Here is a 24626-nt window from a genome sequence, read left to right as displayed (position 1 = left end):
GGAAGGATTTTAATAATGATACGTTTCACGTCATTGCTGAGCGTAGCGAAATAATCTTGACGGTTTTTCCACATCAGCTGGAGCTTGCCGTCACTTCGCACGCTTGCGGCATCCTGCCTCACGCGATGCCGTGCCATCCCTGTACATCGTCCTCGCACTGACGGGCTGATTTGGATGCAAGGATTATTCGAGAATCATGGCGCTGCTGGCAGATATCCGAACCTCGGGCCAGTCGACCGCGCCGCACCAGCACCGGCTGGCGGCGGGATCGAATCTCTTCGGTACCAACCTGCCGGCCGCCAGCGTGTGCCAGGCGGTGTGGCCGACACGCTGCCGGATGCCGCTGGCCGGCACCCGGGTTGCCGTCGGTGCGGCGCCATCACGCCGACCGCGCACCTGAAGACAGCCGCCGCGCTCGCGGCGGCGGTGGACGATCCGCTCAATACCATCGCCTCGGTCAAGCGCCTCATGGGACGCGGCGTCGAGGATGTGCGCCACCTCGGCGTGCACCTGCCGTATGAATTCGCGGCCGGCTCCAGCGGCATGCCGCTGTTGCGCACGGCGGCGGGCGAGGTCAGCCCGGTGGCGGTGTCCGCCCAGATCCAGCGCACGCTGAAGGCGCGTGCCGAGCAGACCCTCGGCGGCGAGCTCGCCGGCGTGGTGATCACCGTGCCGGCCTATTTCGATGATGCCCAGCGCCAGGCCACCAAGGATGCCGGCAGGCTGGCCGGCCTCAACGTACTGCGTCTGCTGAACGAACCGACCGCGGCCGCGGTCGCCTACGGGCTGGACCGGGGCTCCGAGGGTGTGATCGCCATCTACGACCTGGGCGGCGGCACCTTCGATATCTCCATCCTGCGCCTCAACAAGGGCGTGTTCGAGGTGCTGTCCACCGCCGGGGATACCGCGCTCGGCGGTGACGACATGGACCGGGCCGTGGCGCAGTGGCTCATGGCGCAGGCCGGGATCGGCGACGCTGCGGGTCACCGCCAGCTGCGTCACCTGCTCGCCGTGGCGCGCGCTGCCAAGGAGGCCCTGACCGAACAGGACAGCGTGCACGTTTCGGTGGCGCGCGACGACGGCAGCAGCTGGAGCGGCGCGCTCACCCGCGCGGTGTTCGAGGAACTGGTCGGCGCACTGGTCGAAAAGACCCTCGGGCCGTGCCGGCGCGCCCTGCGCGACGCCGGCGTGCGCGCCGCCGACGTGCAGAGCGTGGTCATGGTCGGCGGTTCCACGCGCGTCCCGCTGGTGCGCGCGCGCGTGGCCGCATTCTTCCAGGCGGAGCCCATGGTCGACATCGATCCCGACAGGGTGGTGGCGGTGGGCGCCGCCCTGCAGGCCGATGTGCTGGCCGGCAACAAGCCCGAGGCGGACATGCTGCTGCTGGACGTGATCCCCTTGTCGCTCGGGCTGGAGACCATGGGCGGTCTGGTCGAGAAGATCATCCCGCGCAACACCACCATCCCCGTGGCGCGGGCACAGGAATTCACCACCTTCAAGGATGGCCAGAGCGCGATGTCGCTGCATGTGGTGCAGGGCGAGCGCGAACTGGTGGACGATTGCCGCTCGCTGGCGAAATTCGAGCTGCAGGACATCCCGCCCATGGTTGCCGGTGCTGCGCGCATCCGCGTGACCTTTCAGGTCGACGCCGACGGCCTGCTCGCCGTGACGGCCGAGGAGACGACCACGGGCGTGCGGAGCCGTATCGAGATCAAGCCGTCCTACGGTCTGAGCGACCGCGAGATCGAGACCATGCTCAAGGACTCCATCGCGCACGCGGCGGACGACCGCGACGCCCGGCGCCTGCGCGAGGAGCAGGTCGAGGCCGACCGCGTGCTCGAGGCCCTGCGCGCCGCGCTTGCCAGCGACGGGGATGTCCTGCTGGAAGCCGACGAGCGCGCCGCGATCGACAACGCGGCGAAACGGCTCACCGAGACCCGCCGGGGCAGTGACTACCGTGCCATCAAGCAGGCGATCGAAGCCGTCGAACAGGCCAGCGCCGCCTATGTCGAGCGCCGTATGAACCAGAGCATCCGTGCCGCGATGGCCGGCCACCGCGTGGACGAATTTGATACCTGACCGGAGCCGACCTGGCACCGCAAGATACCTGACCATGACCCAGATTATTTTTTTACCGCACGAGGAAATCTGCCCCGAAGGCGCCGTCATCGAGGTGCAGCCGGGCACCACCCTGTGCGATGCCGCGTTGCAGAACGGCATCGAGATCGAACATGCCTGCGAGAAGTCGTGTGCCTGCACCACCTGCCACGTATACATCCGCGAGGGCGGGGATTCGCTGAACGAATCCAGCGAGGATGAGGACGACCTGCTCGACAAGGCCTGGGGGCTGGAGCCGGACTCGCGGCTCAGTTGCCAGACCGTGGTAGGCGACACCGACCTGGTGGTGGAGATCCCGAAATACACCATCAATATGGTGTCGGAGAATCATTAGAACCTATCTCATAATTCCCCACGGCCGCGACCGTGAGGAATTATGAGATAGGTTCTAATCACCCGGTGTCAGGGCACATTTTTCCTATTGAGAATTACATAAATGGTTGACAATATTTGCCGTCATTCCGGCCATGCGAGCTTGGCGAGCGCGAGCCGGAATCCAGAGAATATAGTGCATATCTGGATTCCCGCCTGCGCGGGAATGACGGTAGTAAACAGTTTGACTGTCACTCATATATGCAAGCTTCAATAATTTCAGGAAAAATGTGCTCTGATTCCCGAGGCGGAGAATATCTACCGAGGTGCAGAGGATAAAACCATGGCACTGAAATGGACCAACACACTGGAGATCGCCATCGCGCTCGACGAGCGCTATCCCGATGACGACCCGCTGACCATCAATTTTGTCGATCTGCGCGACCGGGTCATGGCGCTCGACGAGTTCGACGATGCCGCGGCGCACTGCGGCGAACGCATCCTGGAGGCCATCCAGATGGCCTGGATCGAGGAACGCGGCTGATCTCGCCGCGAGTTGCTGCGGACTGGCAAGACATTCGTCCAAGCAACTGAAATAAATTACTATATAAAAGTATAATCCGGTCCGGCGCCGGCCGTGCGTAGCCACCGCCAGACGGGCGGCGCGTTCCATTGGTCGCGACAACCTTGTATATTACGCGGCCTTGTTCCTGCCGGGTTTTTCCGCTGGAGTTCACCCGACCGACGTCAGCCGGCCGGGTTTCCTGTTTTCGCAATCAAGACAGAGGTATCCCATGGCTGTACGAAATCGCCTGCACCGTAGTGAACTGGCCGTCCCCGGCAGCAACCTCCGCATGCTGGAGAAGGCGCCCAAGGCCGGTGCCGACGTGGTCTTCCTGGATCTCGAGGATGCCGTGGCCCCGGACGACAAGGCGCAGGCGCGCAGGAACGTGATCGAGGCGCTGAACGACATGGACTGGTCGGCCTGTTCCGTCTCGGTACGCATCAACGGCCTGGATACGCACTACTGCTACCGCGACGTCGTCGACGTGGTCGAGCAGGCCGGCGACAAGCTGGACACCATCCTGATCCCCAAGGTCGGCCGGCCGGCGGATATCCTGTTCGTCTCCACCCTGCTGGAGCAGATCGAGGCGGCGAAGGGCTACCAGCCGATCAACCTGCACATCCTGATCGAGACCGCCATGGGCATGGCCAACATCGAGTCCATCGCGCAGACCTGCCCGGAGCGCCTCGAGGCAATGGTGTTCGGCGTGGCCGACTACGCGGCCTCCACCCAGGCGCGCACCACCAACATGGGCGGTGCCAACCCGAACTACTACACCCTGACGCACCCGGATGCGCAGGGCCGGCGCGAACGGCATTGGGGCGACCAGTGGCACTTCGCCGCCTCGCGCCTGGTGGTGGCGTGCCGCGCCTACGGTCTGCGCCCCATCGACGGCCCGTTCGGAGATTTCAATGACCCGGACGGTTATCTCGCCGTGGCCAGCAGCATGGCGGCGCTGGGCATGGAGGGCAAGTGGGCCATTCATCCCTCGCAGATCGAGCTGGCGCACCAGGTGTTTACCCCGGGCGAGCAGGAGGTCGACCGCGCGCGCCGCATCCTGATCGCGATGGACGAGGCCGCGAAGGAAGGCCGCGGTGCGGTGGCGCTGGACGGGCGCCTGATCGACGCGGCCTCCATCCGTCAGGCGCAGGTGTTGGTCAGCAAGGCCGACCAGATCGGGCAGTCGCTCGGGGCGCGTCACTAGCCAACAACAACGGAGACGTCACGTGAACATCCATGAATACCAGAGCAAGGAGCTGCTGCGCAGCTACGGCGTCCCGGTGCCGAACGGTCGCGTTGCGCACAACGTCGACAATGCCGTGACCATCGCCGAGGACCTCGGCGGCGAACGCTGGGTGGTGAAGGCGCAGATCCATGCCGGTGGCCGCGGCAAGGGCGGCGGCGTGAAGGTCGCGGGCTCGCTCGACGAGGTGCGCCACTACACCAACGAGATGATCGGCACCCACCTGGTGACGCCGCAGACCGGTGCCAACGGGCGTCTGGTGCAGCGCGTGCTGGTGGAGCAGGCCAGCAACATCGAGAAGGAATACTACCTCGGCATGATCATCGACCGCGCCAGCCAGCGCACCACCATCATCGCCTCGGCCTCCGGTGGCATGAGCATCGAAGAGGTCGCGAAGGAAACCCCCGAGAAGGTGATCCGCGAGACCGTGGACCCGGCGGTCGGCCTGATGAACTTCCAGTGCCGCAAGATCGCCGCCAGGATCGGTCTGCGCGGCAAGCAGATCAGCGCGGCCACCAAGCTGATGCAGTCGCTGTACCGCTGCTTCCGCGACAAGGACGCGCTCCTGGTCGAGATCAACCCGCTGGCCGAACTCGCGGGCGGCGAGCTGATCGCGCTGGACGCGAAGATGAATTTCGACGGCAACGCCCTGTACCGCCACTCCGACATCACCGAGCTGCGCGACTTCGACGAGGAGGACCCGAAGGAGGTCGAGGCCACCGGCCACGGGCTCAACTACATCGCGCTCGACGGCAACGTCGGCTGCATCGTCAACGGCGCGGGCCTGGCCATGGCCACCATGGATGCGATCAGCTTCCACGGCGGCAAGCCGGCCAACTTCCTCGACGTGGGCGGCGGCGCCTCGCCGGAGAAGGTCGGCAACGCCTTCCGCATCGTGCTCGCCGACCCCAACGTGAAAATCATCCTGGTCAATATCTTTGCCGGCATCAACCGCTGCGACTGGATCGCCGAGGGTCTGGTGCAGGCCATGCGCGACCAGCGCATCGAAGTCCCGATCGTGGTGCGCCTGGCAGGCACCAACGTCGAGCTGGGCGGACCCATCCTCGCGCAGTCCGGCTTCCCGTTCATCATGGCGGACAACCTGGACGATGCCGCCACCAAGGTCATGGCCACACTGGGAGCATCCGCATGAGCGTGTTCGTACACAAGCATTCCAAGGTGGTGATTCAGGGCTTCACCGGCCAGCACGCCACCTTCCACGCCGAGGAGGCGATGCAGAACGGCACCACCGTCGTCGCCGGCGTGACCCCGGGCAAGGGCGGCCAGCACCATCTCGGTCTGCCGGTATTCGATACCGTGCATCAGGCCGTGGAGCACACCGGCGCCGACGTGGCGGGCATCTTCGTGCCGCCGCCGTTCGCCGCCGACGCCATCATGGAGGCGCTGGAGGCCGGCATCGGCGTGGTGGTGGTAATCGCCGATGGCATCCCGGTGCAGGACATGGTGCAGGTCAAGCGCTATGCCAAGGACCGCAATGCCGTCATCATCGGCCCGAACACGCCCGGCATCATCACCCCGGCGGCCTGCAAGGTGGGCATCATGCCCTCGCATATCTATTCCCCCGGCCGCATCGGTGTGGTGTCGCGCTCCGGCACCCTCAACTACGAGGCGGTGCAGCAGATGTCGGCGCTGGGCATGGGGCAGTCCACCTCGGTCGGCATCGGCGGCGATCCGGTCAACGGCACCGACTTCGTGACCGTGCTGCGCGCCTTCGAGGAAGATCCGGAGACCGACGCGGTGATCATGATCGGCGAGATCGGCGGCCAGCAGGAGGTCGAGGCGGCGCGCTGGGCGCGCGACAACATGCAGAAGCCGGTGGTCGGCTTCATCGCCGGCGTCTCGGCGCCGCCCGGGCGGCGCATGGGCCATGCCGGGGCCATCATTTCCGGGCAGGCCGATACCGCGAACGCCAAGATGGACATGATGGAGGAACTCGGTGTGCACGTCGTGCGCAACCCGGCCCTGATCGGGGAGACCGCCCACCGGGTGTTTTCCTGAGCGGGAGTATTCGGCAAGCGCAATGCGACAGCGGGCTCATGGCTACAGGGAGCGGGTGAGGCCGGGAACCGGTCGAGCGGCTGGCCCGGGCCATGTAGGCGTTAGCGCAACGCATCGAGCAGGTGCCGGGAGTCCACAGAGATATCAAGGCTGATACCCGTTATTTTTCATCTCTGTGCGCCCGGTGTCCTCTGTGGCGAAATCGCGGCGCTCAAGGCGCGCCGATCTGTTCAAAATTGTCTGAAAAGTGCTGCGGCCGCATTGCCTGCACGCCGGCTTGCGCTTAAACTACCCCATTGAAATTTTTCACTAAGCTCCCGTTTTATGGCGGGTTTCCTGATTTACAGCGTTAACCACGGAGTCTGGCATGGCAATCGAGAGGACCTTTTCCATCATCAAGCCCGATGCGGTCGCGAAGAATGCGATCGGCGAGATCATCAGCCGGTTCGAGAAAAACGGCCTGCGTGTGATCGCAATGAAGATGCTGCACCTCACCAAGGAGCAGGCAGGGGGGTTCTATGCCGTGCACAAGGAGCGTCCGTTCTACAACGACCTGGTCGCCTTCATGACCTCGGGACCGGTCGTGGTGCAGGTGCTGGAAGGCGAGAACGCCATCAAGAAGAACCGCGAGCTGATGGGCGCCACCAACCCGGCCGAGGCCGCGCCGGGCACCATCCGCGCCGATTTCGCCAAGACCGTGGACGAAAACGCCGTGCACGGCTCGGACGGCCCCGATACCGCGCAGCAGGAAATCGCGTTTTTCTTCAGCGAAGGGCTGTGCCCGCGAACCCGCTAGCCCGTCACGGGTCGAAGCCGTATGACCGCCACCCCCAGGATCAACCTGCTGGACCTCGACCGCGAGGGTCTGGAGCGCTTTTTCATCGAACGGGGTGAGAAGGCGTTCCGCGCCACGCAGGTGATGAAATGGCTATACGGCCAGGGGGTCGCGGATCTCGACGCGATGACCAACATCAGCAAGTCGCTGCGCGCGACCCTGGGCGAACTGGCCGAGGTGCGCCTGCCGGAAGTTGTCGCGGACAAGCTGTCCGACGACAACTCGCGCAAGTGGCTGTTCCGGCTGGCCGACGGCAACTGCATCGAGACGGTGTATATCCCGGAGGCGGAGCGCGGCACACTCTGTGTGTCCTCGCAGGTCGGCTGCATGCTCAACTGCAGTTTCTGCTCCACCGCGCAGCAGGGATTCAACCGCAACCTGAGCACCGGCGAGATCGTGGCGCAGGTGTGGTTGGCCGCACACCTGTTGGGGCAGCGGCCGGACGGTGAGCGCATCATCTCCAACGTGGTCATGATGGGCATGGGCGAGCCCTTGCTGAATTACGACAACGTGGTGCGCGCCATGCGCATCATGCTCGACGATTACGGCTACGGCCTGTCGAAACGGCGTATCACCCTGAGCACGGCGGGCATCGTCCCGGCGCTGCACCAGCTGCGCGAGGACTGCGACGTCAGCCTCGCGGTGTCGCTGCACGCCCCGACCGATGCACTGCGCGACGAGCTGGTGCCGCTGAACAGGAAGTACCCCATCGCCGAACTGCTCGCCGCCTGCCGCGCGTACGTCGGCGAAGGCCGCCGGCGCGTCACCTTCGAATATGTCCTGCTGGACGGCGTCAACGATACCGACCGGCATGCCCGCGAGCTGATCCACTGCCTGGAAGGCGTGCCGGCCAAGGTGAACCTGATCCCGTTCAATCCCTTTCCGCAGACACGCTACCGGCGCAGCCCGGATGACCGGATCCACCGCTTCTTCGAACTCCTGAACCGGGCCGGTATCGTGACCATTACCCGCAAGACCCGCGGCGACGACATCGCCGCAGCCTGCGGCCAGCTGGCCGGGGATTTCCGTGACCGGACCCGGCGCAGCGAACGTTCCCGGCTTTCCAACCAGGTGCCATGACCATGCGCTACAGGATATCCGTGCTGTTACTGCTCGCGCCCGTCCTGCTGGCGGGTTGCGCCACCACCGCTGTCGACGGCGAGAAGAAGAATGCCGAGGCCGCGGCGCGCGCCAATACCCAGCTGGGCGTGGAATACCTGCGCAAGGGCGACTACGAAACCTCGCTCAAGAAGCTGAAAAAGGCGCTCGAGATCAATCCGAACTATGCCGATGCCCACGACGTCATCGCCGTGCTCTACGAACGGGTCGGCGAACTCGACCTGGCCGAGAAGCATTACAAGCGCGGCCTGAAACTGAGCCCGGACAATGCCGGCGCCCACAACAACTACGGGCGCTTCCTGTGCAACAGCAAACGCTACAAGGAAGCGGAGGAGGAATTCCAGGTGGCGGCGGGCAATGCCTTCTACGCATCCCCCGAACTGCCGCTGTTCAATGCGGGCCTGTGCATGGAAGGCCAGCCCGACCCGGACAAGGCGGAGAGTTACTACCGGCAGGCGCTGGAGAAGAATCCCGGCTTCGCCCCGGCGTTGCTGCAGATGGCCAGTATCAACTTCGCCCGGGAGAACTTCCTCAGCGCGCGCGGCTACCTGCAGCGGTTCCAGCAGGCCAGTCCGCACACGCCCGAGAGCCTGTGGCTGGGTGTGCGCACCGAGTACGCGCTGCAAGACCACAAGGCCTGGGGCAAGTATGCGCTGCAGCTGAAGAACAATTTTCCGGACAGCAGGCAGACCGCCCAGCTGATGGAGTGGGAACATGAGCACAGGTCGGGACAGTGATGCCGCTGCATCCGCATCGTCCGACCCGGACGCGCCGGTAGGACAACGGCTCGCTGCCGCCAGGAAGCAGCGCAAGCTCGATGTCGAGACCGTTGCGCGCGAGCTCAAGCTGGATGCCGCGATCGTCCGGGCACTGGAAAGCGACGACCGCACGGTCCTGCCCGCGCCGATTTTCGTGCAGGGCTACCTGCGCAGCTACGCCCGTCTGCTCGACCTGCCCGTACAGGAGCTGCTGGCGCGCTATGCCGCGACGACCAGCGCGCCGCCGCCGCTGACGGTCAGCCGCATCCGGCGCAAGTCGCCGTCGATGCGGCTGCCGTCGGCGCGGATACTGCGTAACGTCGTACTGCTGCTGCTGCTCGGGATACTGGTCTGGCTGGCGTGGCCGTATGCCGAGCAACTGCTGACCTCGCGCGACGCGGATGGCGGTGATCAGTCGCCGGGACACCTGGAACTGCCGCCGGCGGAGCGGTAGCGGGCAGACCACATAGCGGGCGGCACGGGACCGTGCACGCCGGGGGAGACGGGCGCGCGCAGCGCTGATACTGCACAGGACCATGAGCAAGACCATCCAGGCCGTAAGAGGCATGAACGACACCCTGCCGGGCGAGACGGCGTCCTGGCAGCATCTCGAGGCGGTATTGCGCGCGGTGGTGCATGCCTATGGCTATCGCGAGATCCGCCTGCCGGTGGTCGAGAAGACCGAACTGTTCAAACGTTCCATCGGCGAGATCACCGACATCGTCGAGAAGGAGATGTACACCTTCGAGGATCGCAACGGCGACAGCCTCACCCTGCGTCCGGAAGGCACGGCCGGCTGCGTGCGTGCCTGCATGGAGCACGGCCTGCTGCACAACCAGGTGCAGCGGCTCTGGTACACCGGTCCGATGTTCCGGCACGAGCGCCCGCAGAAGGGGCGCTACCGTCAGTTCCACCAGCTGGGTGTCGAGGCCTTCGGGATGGCGGGGCCCGATATCGATGCCGAGATGATCCTGATGAGCGCGCGTATCTGGCAGCGTCTCGGTATCGGCCAAACGGTGCTGCAGCTCAATTCGCTGGGCACGCTGGAAGCACGGGGTCGTTACCGCACCGCCCTGGTCGACTATCTGCGCTCCCGCCTGGACGAACTCGACGACGACAGCCGGCGGCGCCTGGATGGCAACCCGCTACGCATCCTGGACAGCAAGAATCCCGCGCTGCAGGATGTGATCGCCGCCGCGCCCAGCCTGATGGATTACCTCGACACCGAGTCGCGCGAGCATTTCGCCGGGTTGTGCGCGCAGCTCGAGGCGGCCGGCGTCGCCTACGAAATCAATCCGCGCCTGGTGCGGGGGCTGGATTACTATGCCAGGACCGTGTTCGAATGGGTGACCGACCAGCTCGGTGCGCAGGGCACGATCTGCGCCGGCGGGCGCTACGACGGCCTGGTCGAGTACCTGGGCGGCCGGCCGACGCCGGCGTTCGGCTTCGCCATCGGTTTGGAGCGGCTGCAGGCGCTGCTGCAGGCGGGGCCGGCGCACGACGCCGGGGACGAGCCGCACCTGTACCTGGTCCTGAACGGTGCCGGCGGCACGCAGCGCGGCATGGTCTACGCCGAGGAACTGCGCAGCGCCGAGCCGCGCCTGCGGATCCAGACCAACTGCGGCGGCGGCAGCTTCAAGAGCCAGTTCAAGCGCGCGGACCGCAGCGGTGCGCTGTACGCGCTGGTCATCGGTGACGAGGAGGCCGCGCAGCAGACCGTGGTGATCAAACCGCTGCGGGATGCGAGCGAGCAGTATGCAATGCCGCAGCAGCAGCTGAAGGAGCGCTTGCCGGGCCTGCTGGCGCTTTAGCCCGCGCCCAGTCTGCTGGCGGGAGCAGATACCAACAGAAACAGGAGTCCTTTGATGGAGACGCACGTTACAGACGAACAGCAGCTGGAAACGATCAAGAAGTGGTGGCAGGAGAACGGCAGTTCGATCATCACCGGCGTGATTCTCGGCCTTGCCGTGCTGTTCGGCGCGAAGGCCTGGTTCGCCTGGCGCGAGAACGTGGCGCAGCAGGCGTCCGATGTGTACGGCGCGATGATGGTGGCACTGCAGCAGGACAAAGGCGGCGAGGCCGCGGAGCGTGCCGGCATGCTGATCGCCGATTACAGCAGCACGCCCTACGCGGCGCTAGCCGCGCTTGCCGTCGCCCGCCTGCGCATCGAGGAAGGCGCGCTGGATGCCGCTGCCACGCAGTTGCAGTGGGCCATCGACAATGCAAAGACCGACTACATGCGCAATATCGCGCGCCTGCGTCTGGCCCGTGTGCAACTGGCAAACGGCGATGCCGACGGCGCCGCCGCGACGCTGGCGGCAACGGGTCCGGCGGCCGGTGCGGAGGCGATGTACGTGGAACTCGGCGGCGATATCGCAGCCGCGCGCGGCGACCAGGCCGGTGCCGCATCCGCGTACGGCAAGGCGCTGGCCGTGATGGCCCCGGATTACCCCGGTGCCCACCTGCTGCAGCTCAAGTTCGATAATGCCACGGCGCTGGCCGGTACCGCGCCGGAGGCCGTGCAGTGAGACGCCTGTTACTGCTGTTGCTGTGCGGCGGCCTGCTGTCCGGCTGCTCCACGATGTCCGCGTGGTACGACGGCATCGTCGGCGGCGAAGACAACACCGAACCGCCGACGCCGCTGGCGGACATCGATGCCTCGGTGCGCCTGGTGCGGCGCTGGCGTACGGATGTCGGGGTCGGCTACGGCGGGCAGTTCATCAACCTGCAGCCGGCGCTGGCGGGGGGGCGCTTGTACGCGGCCGACCGCAAGGGACGGGTCGTGGCATTGGATGCGGAGACCGGCAAGCAGCTGTGGTCGACGGCGACGGCGGCCGTGCTGGCAGCCGGCCCAGGCGCAGGCGAGGGGCTGGTGGTGGTCGGCAGCAGCGACGGCGAGGTGATCGCGCTGGATGCCGACAGCGGGAAGGAACGCTGGCGCGTGGAGGCGAGCAGCGAGGTGTTGTCGGTCCCGCGGGTCGATCTCGACAAGGTGATCGTGCAGACCGCCGACGGCACCATCACGGCGCTGGATGCCGCGAACGGCCGGCAGGTGTGGATCAACGACCGGACGGTGCCGGTGCTGACGCTGCGCGGTACCAGCTCCCCCGCAACGGCGCGGGGGCTGGTGCTGGCCGGCTTCTCCAACGGCAATCTCGTCGCGTTCAGCGCCGACAAGGGTATCCCGGTATGGGAAAAGAGCGTTGCCATCCCGCAAGGCCGTTCCGAGCTCGAGCGTATCGTCGACATCGACGGCAATCCGGTGATCACGGGCAATGCCGTCTATGTCGTCACCTACCAGGGTCGCGTCGCGATGCTGGAGCTTGCCACCGGCAACGTGGGCTGGGAGCGTGACATGTCCTCCAGTGCGGGGCTCGGCGTTGATTACTCCCAGGTGTACGTGACCGACGACAAGAGCGACGTCTGGGCACTGTCGCGCACCACGGGTGCCTCGGCCTGGAAACTCGAAAGCCTCGCCTGGCGCGGCCTGACCGCGCCGACGCCGATCGATGACTACGTGGCGGTGGCCGATGCGCAGGGCTACGTTCATCTGCTGTCGCGCTACGACGGACACATTGCCGGGCGCAGCGAGGTGGATGCTGACGGCATCCAGGCGCGGCCGCTGGCGGCCGCTGATACCCTGTACGTGTTCGGCAATTCCGGCGCGCTGTCCGCCTTCACCCTGGAAGAGAAATAGCGCAACGCCGGCAACCGCTCGCTCGACAGCGGCCGCCCACGCGCCACCAGCATCACCAGTCCTGCGCCATGTTACCGGTCATCGCACTCGTGGGTCGCCCGAACGTCGGCAAGTCGACCCTGTTCAACCAGATCACGCGCACCCGCGACGCGCTGGTCGCGGACTTCCCGGGACTGACGCGTGACCGCCAATACGGCGATGGCGCGCTCGGCGCACGCCCCTACATCGTCATCGATACCGGCGGCCTCGGCGCCGCCGGTGGCGACCTCGAAGGGCTCATGGCGCGCCAGGCCTGGCAGGCGGTGGACGAGGCCGACCTGGTGCTGTTCATGGTCGATGCGCGTGACGGCCTGACGGCGCTGGACGAAACGCTGGCCGTAGCCCTGCGCCGCACCGGCAAGCCCTGCATCCTGGTCGCGAACAAGACCGATGGCCTGGATATACCCGCGGTGATAGCCGAGTTTCATACCCTGGGCCTGGGCGCACCGCAACCCATCGCCGCCAGCCAGGGGCGCGGGGTCGCGGCGCTGATGGACCTGGCGCTGGAACGCCTGCCGCCGGATACCGCGCCGGCCCAGGGCGCCGCAACCGCGGAGATCGCCAGCAACATTCGCGTCGCGGTGGTCGGCCGGCCGAACGCCGGCAAGTCCACTCTCATCAACCGCATGCTGGGCGAGGAGCGCGTGCTGGTGTTCGATATGCCGGGCACGACGCGCGACAGCATCTTCATCCCGTTCACGCGCGACGGTACAGATTACACCCTGATCGACACGGCCGGCGTGCGGCGCCGGGCGCGCGTGCAGGAGGCCGTCGAGAAGTTCAGCGTGATCAAGACGCTGCAAGCCATCGACGCGGCGCACGTTGTCATCCTGGTGCTGGACGCGCAGCGCCAGATCAGCGAGCAGGATGCCAGCCTGGCCGGCTACATCACCGAGAAGGGACGGGCGCTGATCGTTGCGGTCAACAAATGGGACGGCCTGGATGCCCATGCGCGCGAGCGCATCCGCGACCAGTTGGACCGGCGCTTGCCGTTTCTCGATTTCGCCGTCACGACCTTCATCTCGGCAAAACACGGCACCGGCGTTGGCGAACTGTTTCCGCAGATCCGCGCGGCCCATGCTTCGGCGCTGCGCGAACTGTCGACACCGGAACTGACCCGCATCCTGGAACGCGCCGTGCAGGAGCACCAGCCGCCGCTGGTGCGCGGCCGGCGCATCAAGCTGCGCTATGCCCATCAGGGCGGACGCAATCCGCCGGTGATCGTGATCCACGGCAACCAGACCGCGGCCGTGCCGGCCGCCTACCGCCGCTACCTGGTCAACACCTTCCGCGCAGCCATGCAGCTCACGGGCACGCCCATCCGGATCGAATTCCGCACCGGCACGAATCCCTACCAGGGCCGCCGCAACAAGCTCACCCCGCGCCAGATCAAGCGCAAGGCGCGCCTGAAAAAACACGTCACCCGGAAACAGCGCTAGTCCACGCTGCCGGCGGCAGGTACCGTAATTGTCGCGCGCGCAGGCGCAAAGGTGCTTAAAGTCCGGGCGGCGGCGTCAGCGGTGCCGCGCGTTCGCGAGCGCCGCGGCATGGCGCTGACGTTCCCGGTCGAGCCGCTTGCGTGCGCGGTTCTCCTCCATGACGCTGCGTGCCGCCGCGCCCAGGTGCGCCGTGCCGCGTATGTCGGCAAGGCCTACCTGGCGTTCGCGTTCCGCGAACCGCGCCAGTCGCTGCGGGTCGTGATGACCGGCGCAGTGCGGGCAGCTGATCCCGGGCTGCCAGGCGGCGCTCGCCATGTCCGCGGCCGAGACCGGCATGCGGCAGGCGTGGCACAGTGCGTAGCTGCCCCTGCGCAGCCGGTGGTCGACCGTGACGCGCTCGTCGAACACGAAGCACTCGCCCTGCCACAGCGACGCATCCTCGGGTACCTGCTCGAGGTACTTCAGGATACCGCCCTGCAGGTGATAGACCTCCTCGAAGCCCTGTTGCCGCAGGTAGGCGGTGGATTTCTCGCAGCGGATGCCGCCGGTACAGAACATCGCCACCCGGCGATGGCGCTGCGGGTCGAGGTGCGTACGGACGAACGCCGGGAATTCCCGGAAGGTGCGGATGCCGGGATCGACGGCGCGGCGGAAGGTGCCCACGCGGACTTCGTAATCGTTGCGGGTGTCCAGCACCAGCACGCCGGGATCGCTGATCAGCGCGTTCCAGTCGGCCGGGGCGACGTAGGTGCCGACCACCCGGTTCGGATCGATGTCCGCGACCCCCATGGTGACGATCTCCCGTTTCAGCTTGACCCGGCTGTGCCGGAAGGGCGGCTGGTCGGTGCGGGCGCATTTGTACTCGAGTCCGGCCAGGCGCGGGTCGTGCTGCAGCCAGTCGAGCAGGGTGGTGATTGCCGCCTGCGAACCGGCGACCGTGCCGTTGATGCCTTCGCGCGCCAGCAACAGCGTCCCGCGCACACCCTGCTGTTCCATCACCGCCAGCAGCGGCCCGCGCAGGGCACGGTAATCGTCCAGCGTCACGAATCGGTACAGCGCGCAAACCACGATCGGGGCGGGTATGGGGTTCATGGCAAGTATCTGCAGCCTGGCAATGGCGGGAAATTATAGCGGGCGCACCGGGTGTGTCGCCATCAGCGGCGGGTGGTGCCGCTGCCGGGTCACCCGGTTGCCCTCAGGCCGCGCCGGCGCCTGGCCAGATCGCGACCCGTTCAGGTAGCATCGGCACCATCACCCGGGCCGTGGTCTGCGGGTTGGCGCTAGTGCCGCGGCCGCGGGTGAATATGAGGTGGTTCCCCGCGGACGCGGTCACGGAGCGAGACATGTACAGATCCGACATTATTTCCCGAATCCTGCAGTCCGGCACGGTGCTGCTCCTGCTGCTGGCGGCGCTCGCCGTGCGCGCCGACGAAGAGGTCGGCAAGTCCGTGTTCCTGGTGATGGAAGATAACCGGGTCACGGCGGTCAATGCCGAAACCGGCCAGTTCTTCGATCTCCCGATCAGCGCGAAGGAGGTGATCGAGCAGCGCGTGGTGGCCAAGGGGGTCGCGATCGTGATCACGAACCAGCGCTTTGCCGGCGTGGGATTGCTGCCCAGCGGTTGGGCCAGCAAGCGCCGCAGCGCCGGCGAGACGGTGCTCAGCGTTGAGGCGGAAGACACCGCGGCCGTCGTCGTCACCTCGGACCGGGTACTGTCGTTCAACGGCCGCTTCGGCGCCTGGGCGGAAAAGAGCCGCTGACGAACGCGTGCAGCGCCCGCGCCGCGCGTCTCGCCCGCGGCACGCGCACTGCTGCGCTGGGTTCTAGTCGAGGTACTCGAACACCTTGACGATCTTCTTCGCGCCGCCGACCTGGCGCGCCTGGTCGACCACGGCATCCGCTTCGTTGCGGTAGACCAGCCCCATCAGGTAGACAACGCCGTCTTCCGTGACCACCTTGACGCGGGTCGGATCGAAGTCCTCGATGCCCTTGATGTTGAACAGCGCGGTCTTGACCTTGCCGGTGATCAGGGTGTCGCTGGATCGGGTCATCATCGAATTGGGGGCGGCGATACTGATCTCGTTGTGCACCATGCGCACCTTGTCGATGCCGGCCGCGATATCCTGCACCTGCTGCCGCAGCGATTCGGTCGGCGCCTGGCCGGTCAGCAGGACCACGCCGTTGTAGCTGGTGACGCTGATATGGGTCTGGTCGTTCAGGCCCCGCTGTTCCGCGATGGCTACGCGTGCCTTCAGCTCGATGCCCTGATCGTCCACGAAAGTGCCCACGGTGCGGCGGCTGTGCAGGGCGGCGCCGCCGGCTGCGGCACCACCGACCACCACGGGCGCGCAGCCGTAGAAGGACGTGACGGCCAGGCAGGCCACAAGCAGTGTACTGACGGGTTTCATGTATGCGATCTCCTCTCGCTGCTGCGAATTCGGGTTGTGTTCCGGTGCGACCGCTGCAGCGGCCGGTGGTTCCGGGCTGCCGTATCAGGCACTGAATGCATTCCTGATCCATTGCAGGCGCGCGCCCGCGCCGAGCGTCACCACGTCGAAACGGCAGGGTTGCCTGGCGCATTCCGGATGTGTCTGCAGGTAGTGCTGGGCGCAGGCGATCAGGCGCGCCTGCTTGCGCCGGTCCACGCTCTCGGCCGCCGAGCCGAAGCCCAGCTGCCGGCGGTATCGTACCTCAACGAACACGATACTGTCCCGGTCCCGCATCACCAGGTCGATCTCGCCGTAGCGGCTGTGGTAGTTGCAGCGCAGGAGTTCCAGGCCATGTGCCTGCAGGTGCTGCCTTGCGTGCTGTTCCGCCGCCTTGCCGCGGTCCGTCGCGGTCACGCTCAATGCATGCCGCCGGCGCCGACGGGTGCCCCGGGCGCCGTCTGTTCCAGCAGGACCGGCAGGCCGTCCTGGAAACGCGCGCAGCGCAGGGTGCGGTTGAGCCGGCCCTGACCGTCCAGCGACAGGTTGCCGGTGACGCCGTGGTAGGCGCCGGGCATGCTGTTACCCAGTTGGCCGAGGTAGGGGATGATGCGGTAGGCGTCGATTCCCAGTGCAAACAGCCGGGCGTAGCGGCTGCTGCTGTCCGGCCAGAATTCCGCCACGGCAGCCTGCAGGTGCGACCAGTTCTCGCGCGCCTCCAGTGCCCACGGCATGTCACAGAAGATGACGCCGTTCATGTCGCTGTCCCGGGACGGATCGGGAACCCCGGTGTACACGCGCGAGGTCGCGTACACCGGCAGGTCGGAGGCGTGAAAGAAACTGAGCTGCGGTCGGATCAGGCGTGCCTGCCGCGGCGACGCGATCAGGAACACGAAATCGACGTCCTGGCGGCGGCGCGGTTCGAATTCCAGCTGCGTTCCCAGCAGCCGGGTCAGCTGCTGCTGCCGCGCCTTGCTGGCATCGAGGTTGAGCAGGGCGCTGATGACGCGGCTGTGGTCGGCCTCGTTGTCGCGATAGTGTCCGGTTTCCAGGATGCGTCCACCGAGTGCCTCCCATTCCGTCGTGAAGGCTGCGTACACGCGTTCGCCCCAGTCATTGTCCGGCAGCAGGGCGACGGCGCTGTGCAGGCCGTTGCGCCAGGCCAGGCGCGCCGCCTCGCGGGCCTCGTCCTCGGGCGCCAGCCCGAACTGGTAGAGGGCCGGGTTCACGAGAGCGGGATTCTCGCTCTGGTTCAATCCCAGCACGGGCACCTCGAGCGGCTGCAGCGCGGCGAGTGCCTCGACGGATTCCTTGCGCAGCGGTCCGATGACGAAGCGTGCGCCGTTGGTGACCGCCTGCCGGTAGGCCGCCACCGCCTGCTCCGGGGTGTCGCCGCTGTCGTAGAAGCGCAGCAGCGGACGCACGCTGCCCTCGGGCGCGTCATAGTAGGCCGCGATCATGCCGTCGCGAACGGCAGTCGCCACCTCGGCCAGGTCCCCGTTCAGCGGCAGCAGCACGGCGACCTGTTCCGGCGGCTGGCCGGCGGTATGCATGGTTTCCAGCAGCCGACTGATGAACTGCCGGCTGGCCGGGTGCTCGGGGTAGCGCTGCTGCCAGTGCGGTATCACCTCCGCGAGGGCATCCGGCTGCTGCAGGTAGAGACGGGTGAGTTCGACCAGCTCCATCCAGCCGCTCAGCGTGTCGGGCGGTGGCGCCGTGCGCAGCAGCTGCAGTTCGTTGTCGGTGAGACTGTTGAGCGCGTCCCACAGCGCGAGCTGGTTGTCCAGCTGCCGTGCGGGATCGGTCAGCAGCAGGGGGTCGAGCGTGATGCGTTCGCGGGCGCTGGGAAAGAACTGCGAGCTCTGCAGCAGTGCCTGCGCGCGCAGCTCGTGGTAGTCGCGCAGCAGCGCCGGGTCGGTGGGCGGGACCTGCAGCAGGCTCAGCGCCTGTTCCGGATGCTGCCGTGCCAGTTCCAGGGCGGCATGACGGATGGTGAAATGCTGTTGCAGCTCGCCCTCCAGCCCGGCGCTCTGCAGGCGGTCCAGCAATGCGCCGGCCTCGTCCAGCGCGGCGCCGCGGATCAGGCTGCCGGCGGCCAGCAGTTCCAGCCGGTGGCGTTCCGGTACGGCGGCACCGGCGGCGGCGTCCAGGTAGACACGTGCGGCCGCGCGGTAGTCGCCGCTGTCCTCGAGGGCGTGCGCCTGCGCCTCGACCCGCTCGGCATGGGGCGTGACCAGAGGCGGCATTCCGCCACAACCGGACAACAGCAGGGCCAGCAGGCCGGCGTACAGGCTAAAGCGCAAGGCTGGGTTGAAAACAGTCATGTTAAATCAGGCGCCTGGGTGGGTCGGGCAGACTCTACTGAAAAGCGGCAGTGGCGTCCACTTTTGCACGGGGCAACGGCATGGAGCGAACTCTGCTAGGATGCGGCTGCCATGGTCAGGGATCCGTCCGCTCAAGGTGTGTTGTACGTCGTTGCCACGCCGATCGGCAACCTGCAGGACATGTCCCCGCGCGCCGTCGACACCCTGCGCGCGGTCGCGCTGGTGGCAGCCGAGGATACCCGGCACACCCGCAAGCTGTGCACGCACTTCGGCATCGCGACGCCGCTGCTGGCGCTGCACGAACACAACGAGCGCACTGTCTGCGACCGGCTGCTGGCCCGGCTCGCGGCCGGCGAGAGCATCGCGCTGGTCTCCGATGCCGGTACGCCGCTGATCAGCGACCCGGGCTTCGTGCTGGTACGCGCCGCGCGCGCGGCCGGGGTGCGCGTGGTTCCCATCCCCGGGCCGTCGGCCCTGATCGCGGCACTGTCGGTGTCGGGCCTGCCCGTGGAGCGGTTCCTGTTCGAGGGGTTCCTGCCGACCCGTCAGGCGGCGCGCCGGCAGCGCCTGCAGGCGCTGCGCGGTCTCGAGGTGACACTGGTCTGCTATGAATCCAGCCACCGCATCGAGGCCAGCATCGCCGACATGATCGACTGTCTCGGGGCGACGCGGGCGGCGGTCATCGCGCGCGAGCTGACCAAGACCTTCGAAAGCGTCGTGGCCGGCCCGCTCGCGGAGCTGTATGACTGGCTGCGCGCGTCGCCCGATCACCGGCGCGGCGAGTTCGTGGTGCTGGTGCAGGGGCTGGCGCCCGAACCGGATGCGCTGGACGATGCGGCCCGGCGCACACTCGAGATCCTGCTCGGCGAGTTGCCGCTCAAACAGGCGGCGGCACTGGCGGCTGCCATCACCGGGATCGCCAAGAACCGGCTGTACGAGTACGGCCTGGCGCTGAAAAGGTCCTAGCCGACGGCGCGGGGTGGCGACAGCCAGCGACCGTAACCGGGTCCGGCAACATGCGCGGACGCGGCCCGCGCCTGCAGCAGTTTCAGGATCGTGCGGACCGCGCCGGCTGGCCGTCCCGGGTTCGTCGCCCGTGTTCAGGCGCCATGCCGGCGCAGCGCCCACTCGACGTGTTCGCGTACCAGCGCGGCGGGGTGCGCGCGGCGTCGTGTCAGTGCGGCGACGATTTCCGCTGTGCCGGGCGCGTTGCCCAGCGCCACGGCGATGTTGCGCAGCCAGCGTTCATGGCCGATGCGGCGGATGGCGCTGCCGCGCATGCGCTGTTCGAACGTCTGTGCGTCCCAGTCGAACAGTTCCACCAGGGTCGTCCCGTCGAGTGCATGGCGCGGCTGGAAATCGGTTTCCGCGCTCGGGCGGGCGAAGCGGTTCCACGGACAGACCAGCTGGCAGTCGTCGCAGCCGTAGATGCGATTGCCGATCAGTGGCCGCAGCGGCTCCGGTATCGGGCCGTGCAGCTCGATGGTCAGATAGGAGATGCAGCGCCGCGCGTCGAGGGTGAAGGGGGCGGTGATGGCGCCGGTCGGGCATGCCTCGATGCAGGCCTGGCAGTCGCCGCAGTGCGCCGCCGCGGGCGCATCAACCGGTAACGGCAGGTCGGTGTAGAGCTCGCCGAGAAAGAACCAGGAACCGGCGCGTTCGTTGATGAGATTGGTGTGCTTGCCGATCCAGCCGAGGCCGGCGTTGCGGGCCAGTGCCTTTTCCAGCACCGGCGCACTGTCGGTGAAGACGCGATGCCCGAACGGGCCGGTCACCTGCGCGATACGCTCGGCCAGACGCTGCAGCCGCTGCCGGATCAGCTTGTGGTAGTCGCGGCCGAGGGCGTAGCGCGAGACATAGCCGCGCGTCGGCTCGGCGAGCAGCTCCGCGGCGGGACGCGCGGCGCCGGGCCAGTAATCCATGCGCAGCGAGATGACCCGCAGGGTGCCCGGCACCAGCGCCGCCGGCCGCGAGCGCCGCGTGCCGTGGCGCGCCATGTACGCCATCTCGCCATGCAAGCCGGCGCGCAGCCAGTCGAGCAGGCGCGCCTCGTCCGCTGCCAGCGCGATCCCCGTGATGCCGGTCTGCTGGAAACCGAGTTCGGCAGCCCAGTGCCTGATCCGCGCGGCGAGTGCAGTGTAATCGGTGGGGCGGTCTGCGGTGGGGGGATGGTCCATGAGGGCTGGATTTGGCGGCCGGCTTCAGAGTATGTTGCCGCTTTCCAGGCAATTGCAAGGCACCTCATGACCGCACAGGCAGTGACACCCGGCGGCGTTGCGCTCTATCGCGCGCAGCAGCTGCGCGAGCTCGACCGGCTGGCGATCGAAGCAGCCGGCATTCCCGGTTACACCCTGATGCCCCGGGCCGCCACCGCCGCGTGGGCGGCGTTGCGCCGGCGCTGGCCGCAGGCGCGCCGGCTGGTCGTGCTGTGCGGTGCGGGCAACAACGGCGGCGACGGTTACGTACTGGCGCGGCTCGCGCGCGCAGCCGGACGCGACGTGCGGGTGTTGCAGCTCGGTGATCCGGAGCGCATCCGCGGCGATGCGCAGACGGCGCGCTCGGCCTGGCTCGCCGCCGGCGGCAGCGCGATCCCGTATGACGCCGCTGCGCTGGCGGCAGCCGATCTCGTCGTCGATGCGGTGCTCGGCACCGGCTTCGCCGGGCGCCTCGATGCCGACTGGATCGACATGATCGCAGCGGTCAATGCCCTGACCGTGCCGGTCGTGGCGCTGGACATCCCCAGCGGTCTGCACGCGGATACCGGGCTGGTGGCGGATGCCGCTATCCGGGCGCAGTTGACCGTGACTTTCATTGCCCGCAAGCCGGGGCTCTATACCGGCGCCGGGCCTGCGTACTGCGGCGAGATCCTCTGTGCCGATCTCGAGGTGCCGGTTCCGATCCTGCAGCGGGTGCCACCCGCGGCGCTGTTGCTCGAGCGCCCGCCCCGCACAGAGCTGTCCGTCCCGCGCTCGCGCACCGCCCACAAGGGCGATTTCGGACACGTGCTGGTGGTGGGGGGCGATCACGGCATGGCCGGCGCCGCCCGCCTGGCCGGCGAGGCCGCGTTGCGCTGCGGCGCCGGGCTGGTGAGCGTGGCGACCCGGCCGGAGCATGCCGCGGCAATCAGCGCCGGCTGCCCGGAACTCATGTGCCATGGCGTGAACACGGTGCATGACTTGCAGCCGCTGCTGGCCAGGGCCACGGTGATCGTGATCGGACCGGGGCTGGGTCGCTCCGCCTGGGCGCAGGCGCTGCTCGGGCATGTGCTGACCACCCGCCAGCCGCGCGTGATCGATGCCGATGCGCTCAATCTGCTGGCGCAAGACCCGGTCGTGTGCGCACACAGCATCCTCACCCCGCATCCGGGCGAGGCCGCACGTCTGGCCGGTCTGGACAGCCATGCCGTGCAGGCCGACCGCTTTGCGGCGGCGCAGGCGATCGGCGCACGCCACGGCGGGGTGGTCGTGCTGAAGGGAGCGGGCACCATCATCCACGCGCCCGACCAACTGCCCGTGGTCTGCGCGGCCGGCAACCCCGGCATGGCCTCCGGCGGCATGGGTGACGTGCTCAGTGGGGTGCTCGGGGCGCTGCTGGCGCAGGGGATGTCGCCGGCGGCGGCGGCGGTCGGCGGCGTCTGCCTGCATGCCCGGGCGGCCGACCAGGCCGCGCAAGGCGGCGAGCGCGGCCTGCTGGCGCGGGATGTCATCGCGGCCCTGCGGGGTGTGCTCGCCGCATGCCAGGAATGACGCTCGCGGTCGCGGATGCCGCCGCCATGGTCGCGCTCGGAGAACGCCTGGCCGGCGTGCTGGCGGGCGGCATCGTCTGTCTCGAAGGCGCGCTGGGCGCCGGCAAGACCACACTCGCGCGCGGCATCCTGCGCGGTCTCGGTCACACGGGTACGGTACGCAGTCCCACCTATACCCTGGTCGAGCCCTATCCGGTTGCGCAGGGCATGGTCTATCACCTCGACCTGTACCGTCTGGCGGAACCCGAGGAGCTGGAATGGCTCGGTCTGCGCGACATGCTCGATAGCGGGGCGCTGTTGCTGGTCGAATGGCCGGAGCGCGGCGCGGGCGTCCTGCCGGCGGCGGATCTGGTGGTTCGCATCAGGCCATCGGGAGCCGGACGCATGGTCGATCTGGTGGCTGGAACCGCGCAGGGACGCCATATGTTGGATTCCTTCGAATCCATGTGATTTAGCCCGTTAGCCATATGACCTCTTCTTGACGCGTAGCTTTGACCGCTATCTAGTAGAGAACAAACAGATTTTTGTTGCAATTTCTCCCCGTTTGTGGCTAGAATCCCCCACCGGATTCAGGGTATAGGGACGTGAGAGCCGTGCGAAAGCTGTTCACAGGAATCTGTATTTTCCTTTCAGGACAATCGCTTGCATTCGCAGCCCCGGATGCGGATTTCCTGCAGGTCCGGCTCTGGGCGGCGCCCGATCATACCCGGGTGGTGTTCGACACCAGCGCCCCGGTCAGCCACAAGGCCTTCACGCTGCCGAATCCGGACCGTCTCGTGATCGACGTGCCGGCGGCGCGGGCGCCCGAGGCCATGCGCGGCAGCGGTGGCATCGTCACGGCCATCCGTGCCGCCAAGAACAACCCGAAGACGCTGCGTATCGTGCTCGAACTCAAGCAGGCGGTCAGGCCGAAGAGTTTCAGCCTGCCGCCGAGCGGCCAGTACGGCAACCGCCTGGTGATCGACCTGTACCCGGAAGGCGCGGCTGCGACAGCCACCACGGCCGCAGCGGCAGCGCCCGCGCCCGCAGCGGCCGCACCGGCACCCGCAAAGCGCGATGCCAAGGCAACCGTCGCCAACCCGCCCGACCGGGCGCGTGACCTGGTGATCGCGATCGACGCCGGGCATGGCGGCGACGATCCCGGCGCCATCGGCCGGCGCAAGACACGCGAGAAGGATGTGGTGCTGTCCATTGCCAGGAAGCTGGCGGGTCTGGTCGAACAGGAACCCGGCATGCGGCCGGTGCTGATCCGCGAGGGCGATTACTACATCGGCCTGCGCCAGCGTATCGAGAAGGCGCGCAAACACAAGGCCGACATGTTCATCTCGATCCATGCCGACGGTTTCACCGATCACCGGGCCTCCGGCTCCTCGGTCTACGTGCTCTCGCGGCGCGGCGCATCCTCCGAGATGGCCCGCGTGCTGGCCGCGCGCGAGAACGCCGCCGATCTGGTCGGCGGCGTGAGCCTGGACGACAAGGACGAGCTGTTGCGCGAGGTCCTGCTCGACCTGTCGCAGACCGCGACGCTCGAGGCGAGTTTCAGCGTCGCGGACAACATGCTCGGCGAGCTCAAGCGGGTGGGCAAGACCCACAAGACCAGTGTGCAGCAGGCCGGCTTCGTGGTGCTGAAATCACCCGACATCCCGTCGATCCTGGTGGAGACGGCATTCATCTCCAATCCCGCCGAGGAACAGAAACTGCGCGAAGCCGGTCATCAGCAGAAGCTGGCGCAGGCGATGCTGCGCGGCATCCGCGACTATTTCGGCAAGCATCCGCCGCCCGGCACGCTGATGGCGCGCCAGTACGTGGTCAAGCGCGGCGATACCCTGAGCGAGATCGCCGCACAGTTCAGCGTGTCGCTCAGCGACCTGCGCGGCTACAACAGCCTGAAATCCGACACCCTGCGTGTCGGCGACACCCTGCGCATCCCCCCGACCCAGGACAGCTGAGCGGGTTCCACCCGCCGGGGTACTCCGGCACCGCCGCG

At 67.3% G+C, this 24626-nt stretch carries 23 protein-coding genes and 1 pseudogene; 19 read left to right on the top strand and 5 right to left on the bottom strand.

All coding sequences use genetic code 11. The features are described 5' to 3' along the window. Positions 1-196: 196 nt before the first annotated feature. The 14 genes and pseudogenes from hscA (at position 197) to der (ending at position 14144) form a co-directional block, all read left to right on the top strand. Positions 197-2079 (top strand): annotated as a pseudogene (gene hscA, locus R3F42_12245) (Fe-S protein assembly chaperone HscA). Between the two features lie 34 nt (positions 2080-2113). Next, entirely contained in the window at positions 2114-2452 is a 339-nt protein-coding gene (gene fdx / locus R3F42_12240; GenBank protein MEZ5542798.1) for an ISC system 2Fe-2S type ferredoxin, read from the top strand. Positions 2453-2773: 321 nt separating this feature from the next. Continuing rightward, positions 2774-2974, top strand: a complete 201-nt coding sequence (gene iscX, locus R3F42_12235) for a Fe-S cluster assembly protein IscX (protein MEZ5542797.1) — start codon at positions 2774-2776, stop codon at positions 2972-2974. A 250-nt stretch (positions 2975-3224) separates the two neighbouring features. Further along, positions 3225-4199, top strand: a complete 975-nt coding sequence (locus R3F42_12230) for a CoA ester lyase (protein MEZ5542796.1) — start codon at positions 3225-3227, stop codon at positions 4197-4199. Positions 4200-4221: 22 nt separating this feature from the next. Beyond that, a complete protein-coding gene (gene sucC, locus R3F42_12225) occupies positions 4222-5391 on the top strand; it encodes an ADP-forming succinate--CoA ligase subunit beta (protein MEZ5542795.1) in 1170 nt (389 codons plus the stop codon). Continuing rightward, positions 5388-6257, top strand: a complete 870-nt coding sequence (sucD, locus tag R3F42_12220) for a succinate--CoA ligase subunit alpha (protein MEZ5542794.1) — start codon at positions 5388-5390, stop codon at positions 6255-6257. The genes sucC and sucD overlap by 4 nt, the downstream gene beginning before the upstream one ends. A gap of 367 nt (positions 6258-6624) precedes the next feature. Further along, entirely contained in the window at positions 6625-7053 is a 429-nt protein-coding gene (ndk, locus tag R3F42_12215; GenBank protein MEZ5542793.1) for a nucleoside-diphosphate kinase, read from the top strand. A gap of 21 nt (positions 7054-7074) precedes the next feature. Beyond that, positions 7075-8172, top strand: a complete 1098-nt coding sequence (gene rlmN, locus R3F42_12210) for a 23S rRNA (adenine(2503)-C(2))-methyltransferase RlmN (GenBank protein ID MEZ5542792.1) — start codon at positions 7075-7077, stop codon at positions 8170-8172. 2 nt (positions 8173-8174) lie between these two features. Beyond that, positions 8175-8948, top strand: a complete 774-nt coding sequence (gene pilW / locus R3F42_12205; GenBank protein ID MEZ5542791.1) for a type IV pilus biogenesis/stability protein PilW — start codon at positions 8175-8177, stop codon at positions 8946-8948. Beyond that, positions 8926-9423, top strand: a complete 498-nt coding sequence (locus R3F42_12200) for a helix-turn-helix domain-containing protein (protein ID MEZ5542790.1) — start codon at positions 8926-8928, stop codon at positions 9421-9423. Before pilW ends, R3F42_12200 begins: the two co-directional genes overlap by 23 nt. Before the next feature lie 82 nt (positions 9424-9505). Continuing rightward, entirely contained in the window at positions 9506-10780 is a 1275-nt protein-coding gene (gene hisS, locus R3F42_12195; GenBank protein MEZ5542789.1) for a histidine--tRNA ligase, read from the top strand. 54 nt (positions 10781-10834) lie between these two features. Continuing rightward, positions 10835-11497: a tetratricopeptide repeat protein gene (locus tag R3F42_12190; GenBank protein MEZ5542788.1), complete on the top strand. Its 663-nt coding sequence runs from the start codon at positions 10835-10837 to the stop codon at positions 11495-11497. Beyond that, positions 11494-12666, top strand: coding sequence for an outer membrane protein assembly factor BamB (gene bamB, locus R3F42_12185; protein MEZ5542787.1), 1173 nt, complete (start codon positions 11494-11496; stop codon positions 12664-12666). Before R3F42_12190 ends, bamB begins: the two co-directional genes overlap by 4 nt. Positions 12667-12734: 68 nt before the next feature. Continuing rightward, entirely contained in the window at positions 12735-14144 is a 1410-nt protein-coding gene (der, locus tag R3F42_12180) for a ribosome biogenesis GTPase Der (GenBank protein ID MEZ5542786.1), read from the top strand. A 75-nt stretch (positions 14145-14219) separates the two neighbouring features. On the opposite strand, the gene R3F42_12175 is transcribed toward der, so the two are convergent. Continuing rightward, positions 14220-15236: a rhodanese-related sulfurtransferase gene (locus R3F42_12175; GenBank protein ID MEZ5542785.1), complete on the bottom strand. Its 1017-nt coding sequence runs from the start codon at positions 15234-15236 to the stop codon at positions 14220-14222. Between the two features lie 251 nt (positions 15237-15487). Between R3F42_12175 and R3F42_12170 the strand changes: the two genes are divergently transcribed. Then, complete coding sequence (locus R3F42_12170) at positions 15488-15904, top strand: hypothetical protein (protein MEZ5542784.1); 417 nt, start codon at positions 15488-15490, stop codon at positions 15902-15904. Between the two features lie 63 nt (positions 15905-15967). On the opposite strand, the gene R3F42_12165 is transcribed toward R3F42_12170, so the two are convergent. The 3 genes from R3F42_12165 to R3F42_12155 form a co-directional block, all read right to left on the bottom strand. Beyond that, positions 15968-16552 carry a BON domain-containing protein gene (locus tag R3F42_12165; GenBank protein MEZ5542783.1) on the bottom strand — a complete coding sequence of 195 codons (585 nt, stop codon included), beginning with the start codon at positions 16550-16552 and terminating at the stop codon, positions 15968-15970. 84 nt (positions 16553-16636) lie between these two features. Then, the gene (locus R3F42_12160) at positions 16637-16993 is read right to left on the bottom strand and encodes a YraN family protein (protein ID MEZ5542782.1); all 357 of its coding nucleotides are present in this window, start codon (positions 16991-16993) and stop codon (positions 16637-16639) included. Next, positions 16990-18894: a penicillin-binding protein activator gene (locus tag R3F42_12155; protein MEZ5542781.1), complete on the bottom strand. Its 1905-nt coding sequence runs from the start codon at positions 18892-18894 to the stop codon at positions 16990-16992. Before R3F42_12155 ends, R3F42_12160 begins: the two co-directional genes overlap by 4 nt. 111 nt (positions 18895-19005) lie before the next feature. Here R3F42_12155 and rsmI point away from each other — a divergent pair, with 111 nt between their 5' ends. Then, a complete protein-coding gene (gene rsmI / locus R3F42_12150) occupies positions 19006-19860 on the top strand; it encodes a 16S rRNA (cytidine(1402)-2'-O)-methyltransferase (GenBank protein MEZ5542780.1) in 855 nt (284 codons plus the stop codon). Between the two features lie 134 nt (positions 19861-19994). Here rsmI and queG read toward each other — a convergent pair whose 3' ends face one another. Beyond that, on the bottom strand, positions 19995-21071 hold the full coding sequence (queG, locus tag R3F42_12145; GenBank protein ID MEZ5542779.1) for a tRNA epoxyqueuosine(34) reductase QueG: 1077 nt from the start codon (positions 21069-21071) through the stop codon (positions 19995-19997). A 66-nt stretch (positions 21072-21137) separates the two neighbouring features. On the opposite strand from queG, the gene R3F42_12140 reads away from it, so the two are divergent. The 3 genes from R3F42_12140 (at position 21138) to R3F42_12130 (ending at position 24588) form a co-directional block, all read left to right on the top strand. After that, complete coding sequence (locus R3F42_12140) at positions 21138-22640, top strand: NAD(P)H-hydrate dehydratase (GenBank protein MEZ5542778.1); 1503 nt, start codon at positions 21138-21140, stop codon at positions 22638-22640. Continuing rightward, positions 22628-23089: a tRNA (adenosine(37)-N6)-threonylcarbamoyltransferase complex ATPase subunit type 1 TsaE gene (gene tsaE / locus R3F42_12135; protein ID MEZ5542777.1), complete on the top strand. Its 462-nt coding sequence runs from the start codon at positions 22628-22630 to the stop codon at positions 23087-23089. Before R3F42_12140 ends, tsaE begins: the two co-directional genes overlap by 13 nt. A gap of 134 nt (positions 23090-23223) precedes the next feature. After that, positions 23224-24588 (top strand): N-acetylmuramoyl-L-alanine amidase, encoded by a 1365-nt coding sequence (locus R3F42_12130; GenBank protein ID MEZ5542776.1) that lies wholly within the window; start codon positions 23224-23226, stop codon positions 24586-24588. The last annotated feature ends 38 nt before the right edge of the window (positions 24589-24626 follow it).

Source organism: Pseudomonadota bacterium (assembly GCA_041395565.1).
GTDB lineage: Bacteria > Pseudomonadota > Gammaproteobacteria > UBA9214 > UBA9214 > UBA9214.
The sequence above is the reverse complement of the archived record's forward strand: the minus strand, read 5'-3'. Positions and strand labels throughout refer to the sequence as shown.

Bases quoted from the DNA above. Each gene is read 5' to 3' on its own strand.
- rlmN (MEZ5542792.1), top strand. From the start codon at position 7,075: ATGACCGCCACCCCCAGGATCAACCTGCTGGACCTCGACCGCGAGGGT.
- tsaE (MEZ5542777.1), top strand. From the start codon at position 22,628: ATGCCAGGAATGACGCTCGCGGTCGCGGATGCCGCCGCCATGGTCGCG.
- R3F42_12140 (MEZ5542778.1), top strand. From the start codon at position 21,138: ATGACCGCACAGGCAGTGACACCCGGCGGCGTTGCGCTCTATCGCGCG.
- R3F42_12190 (MEZ5542788.1), top strand. From the start codon at position 10,835: ATGGAGACGCACGTTACAGACGAACAGCAGCTGGAAACGATCAAGAAG.
- R3F42_12170 (MEZ5542784.1), top strand. From the start codon at position 15,488: ATGTACAGATCCGACATTATTTCCCGAATCCTGCAGTCCGGCACGGTG.
- ndk (MEZ5542793.1), top strand. From the start codon at position 6,625: ATGGCAATCGAGAGGACCTTTTCCATCATCAAGCCCGATGCGGTCGCG.
- queG (MEZ5542779.1), bottom strand. From the start codon at position 21,071: ATGGACCATCCCCCCACCGCAGACCGCCCCACCGATTACACTGCACTC.
- R3F42_12175 (MEZ5542785.1), bottom strand. From the start codon at position 15,236: ATGAACCCCATACCCGCCCCGATCGTGGTTTGCGCGCTGTACCGATTC.
- R3F42_12230 (MEZ5542796.1), top strand. From the start codon at position 3,225: ATGGCTGTACGAAATCGCCTGCACCGTAGTGAACTGGCCGTCCCCGGC.
- R3F42_12200 (MEZ5542790.1), top strand. From the start codon at position 8,926: ATGAGCACAGGTCGGGACAGTGATGCCGCTGCATCCGCATCGTCCGAC.
- R3F42_12155 (MEZ5542781.1), bottom strand. From the start codon at position 18,894: ATGACTGTTTTCAACCCAGCCTTGCGCTTTAGCCTGTACGCCGGCCTG.
- fdx (MEZ5542798.1), top strand. From the start codon at position 2,114: ATGACCCAGATTATTTTTTTACCGCACGAGGAAATCTGCCCCGAAGGC.
- iscX (MEZ5542797.1), top strand. From the start codon at position 2,774: ATGGCACTGAAATGGACCAACACACTGGAGATCGCCATCGCGCTCGAC.
- sucD (MEZ5542794.1), top strand. From the start codon at position 5,388: ATGAGCGTGTTCGTACACAAGCATTCCAAGGTGGTGATTCAGGGCTTC.
- rsmI (MEZ5542780.1), top strand. From the start codon at position 19,006: ATGGTCAGGGATCCGTCCGCTCAAGGTGTGTTGTACGTCGTTGCCACG.
- hisS (MEZ5542789.1), top strand. From the start codon at position 9,506: ATGAGCAAGACCATCCAGGCCGTAAGAGGCATGAACGACACCCTGCCG.
- pilW (MEZ5542791.1), top strand. From the start codon at position 8,175: ATGCGCTACAGGATATCCGTGCTGTTACTGCTCGCGCCCGTCCTGCTG.
- R3F42_12165 (MEZ5542783.1), bottom strand. From the start codon at position 16,552: ATGAAACCCGTCAGTACACTGCTTGTGGCCTGCCTGGCCGTCACGTCC.
- der (MEZ5542786.1), top strand. From the start codon at position 12,735: ATGTTACCGGTCATCGCACTCGTGGGTCGCCCGAACGTCGGCAAGTCG.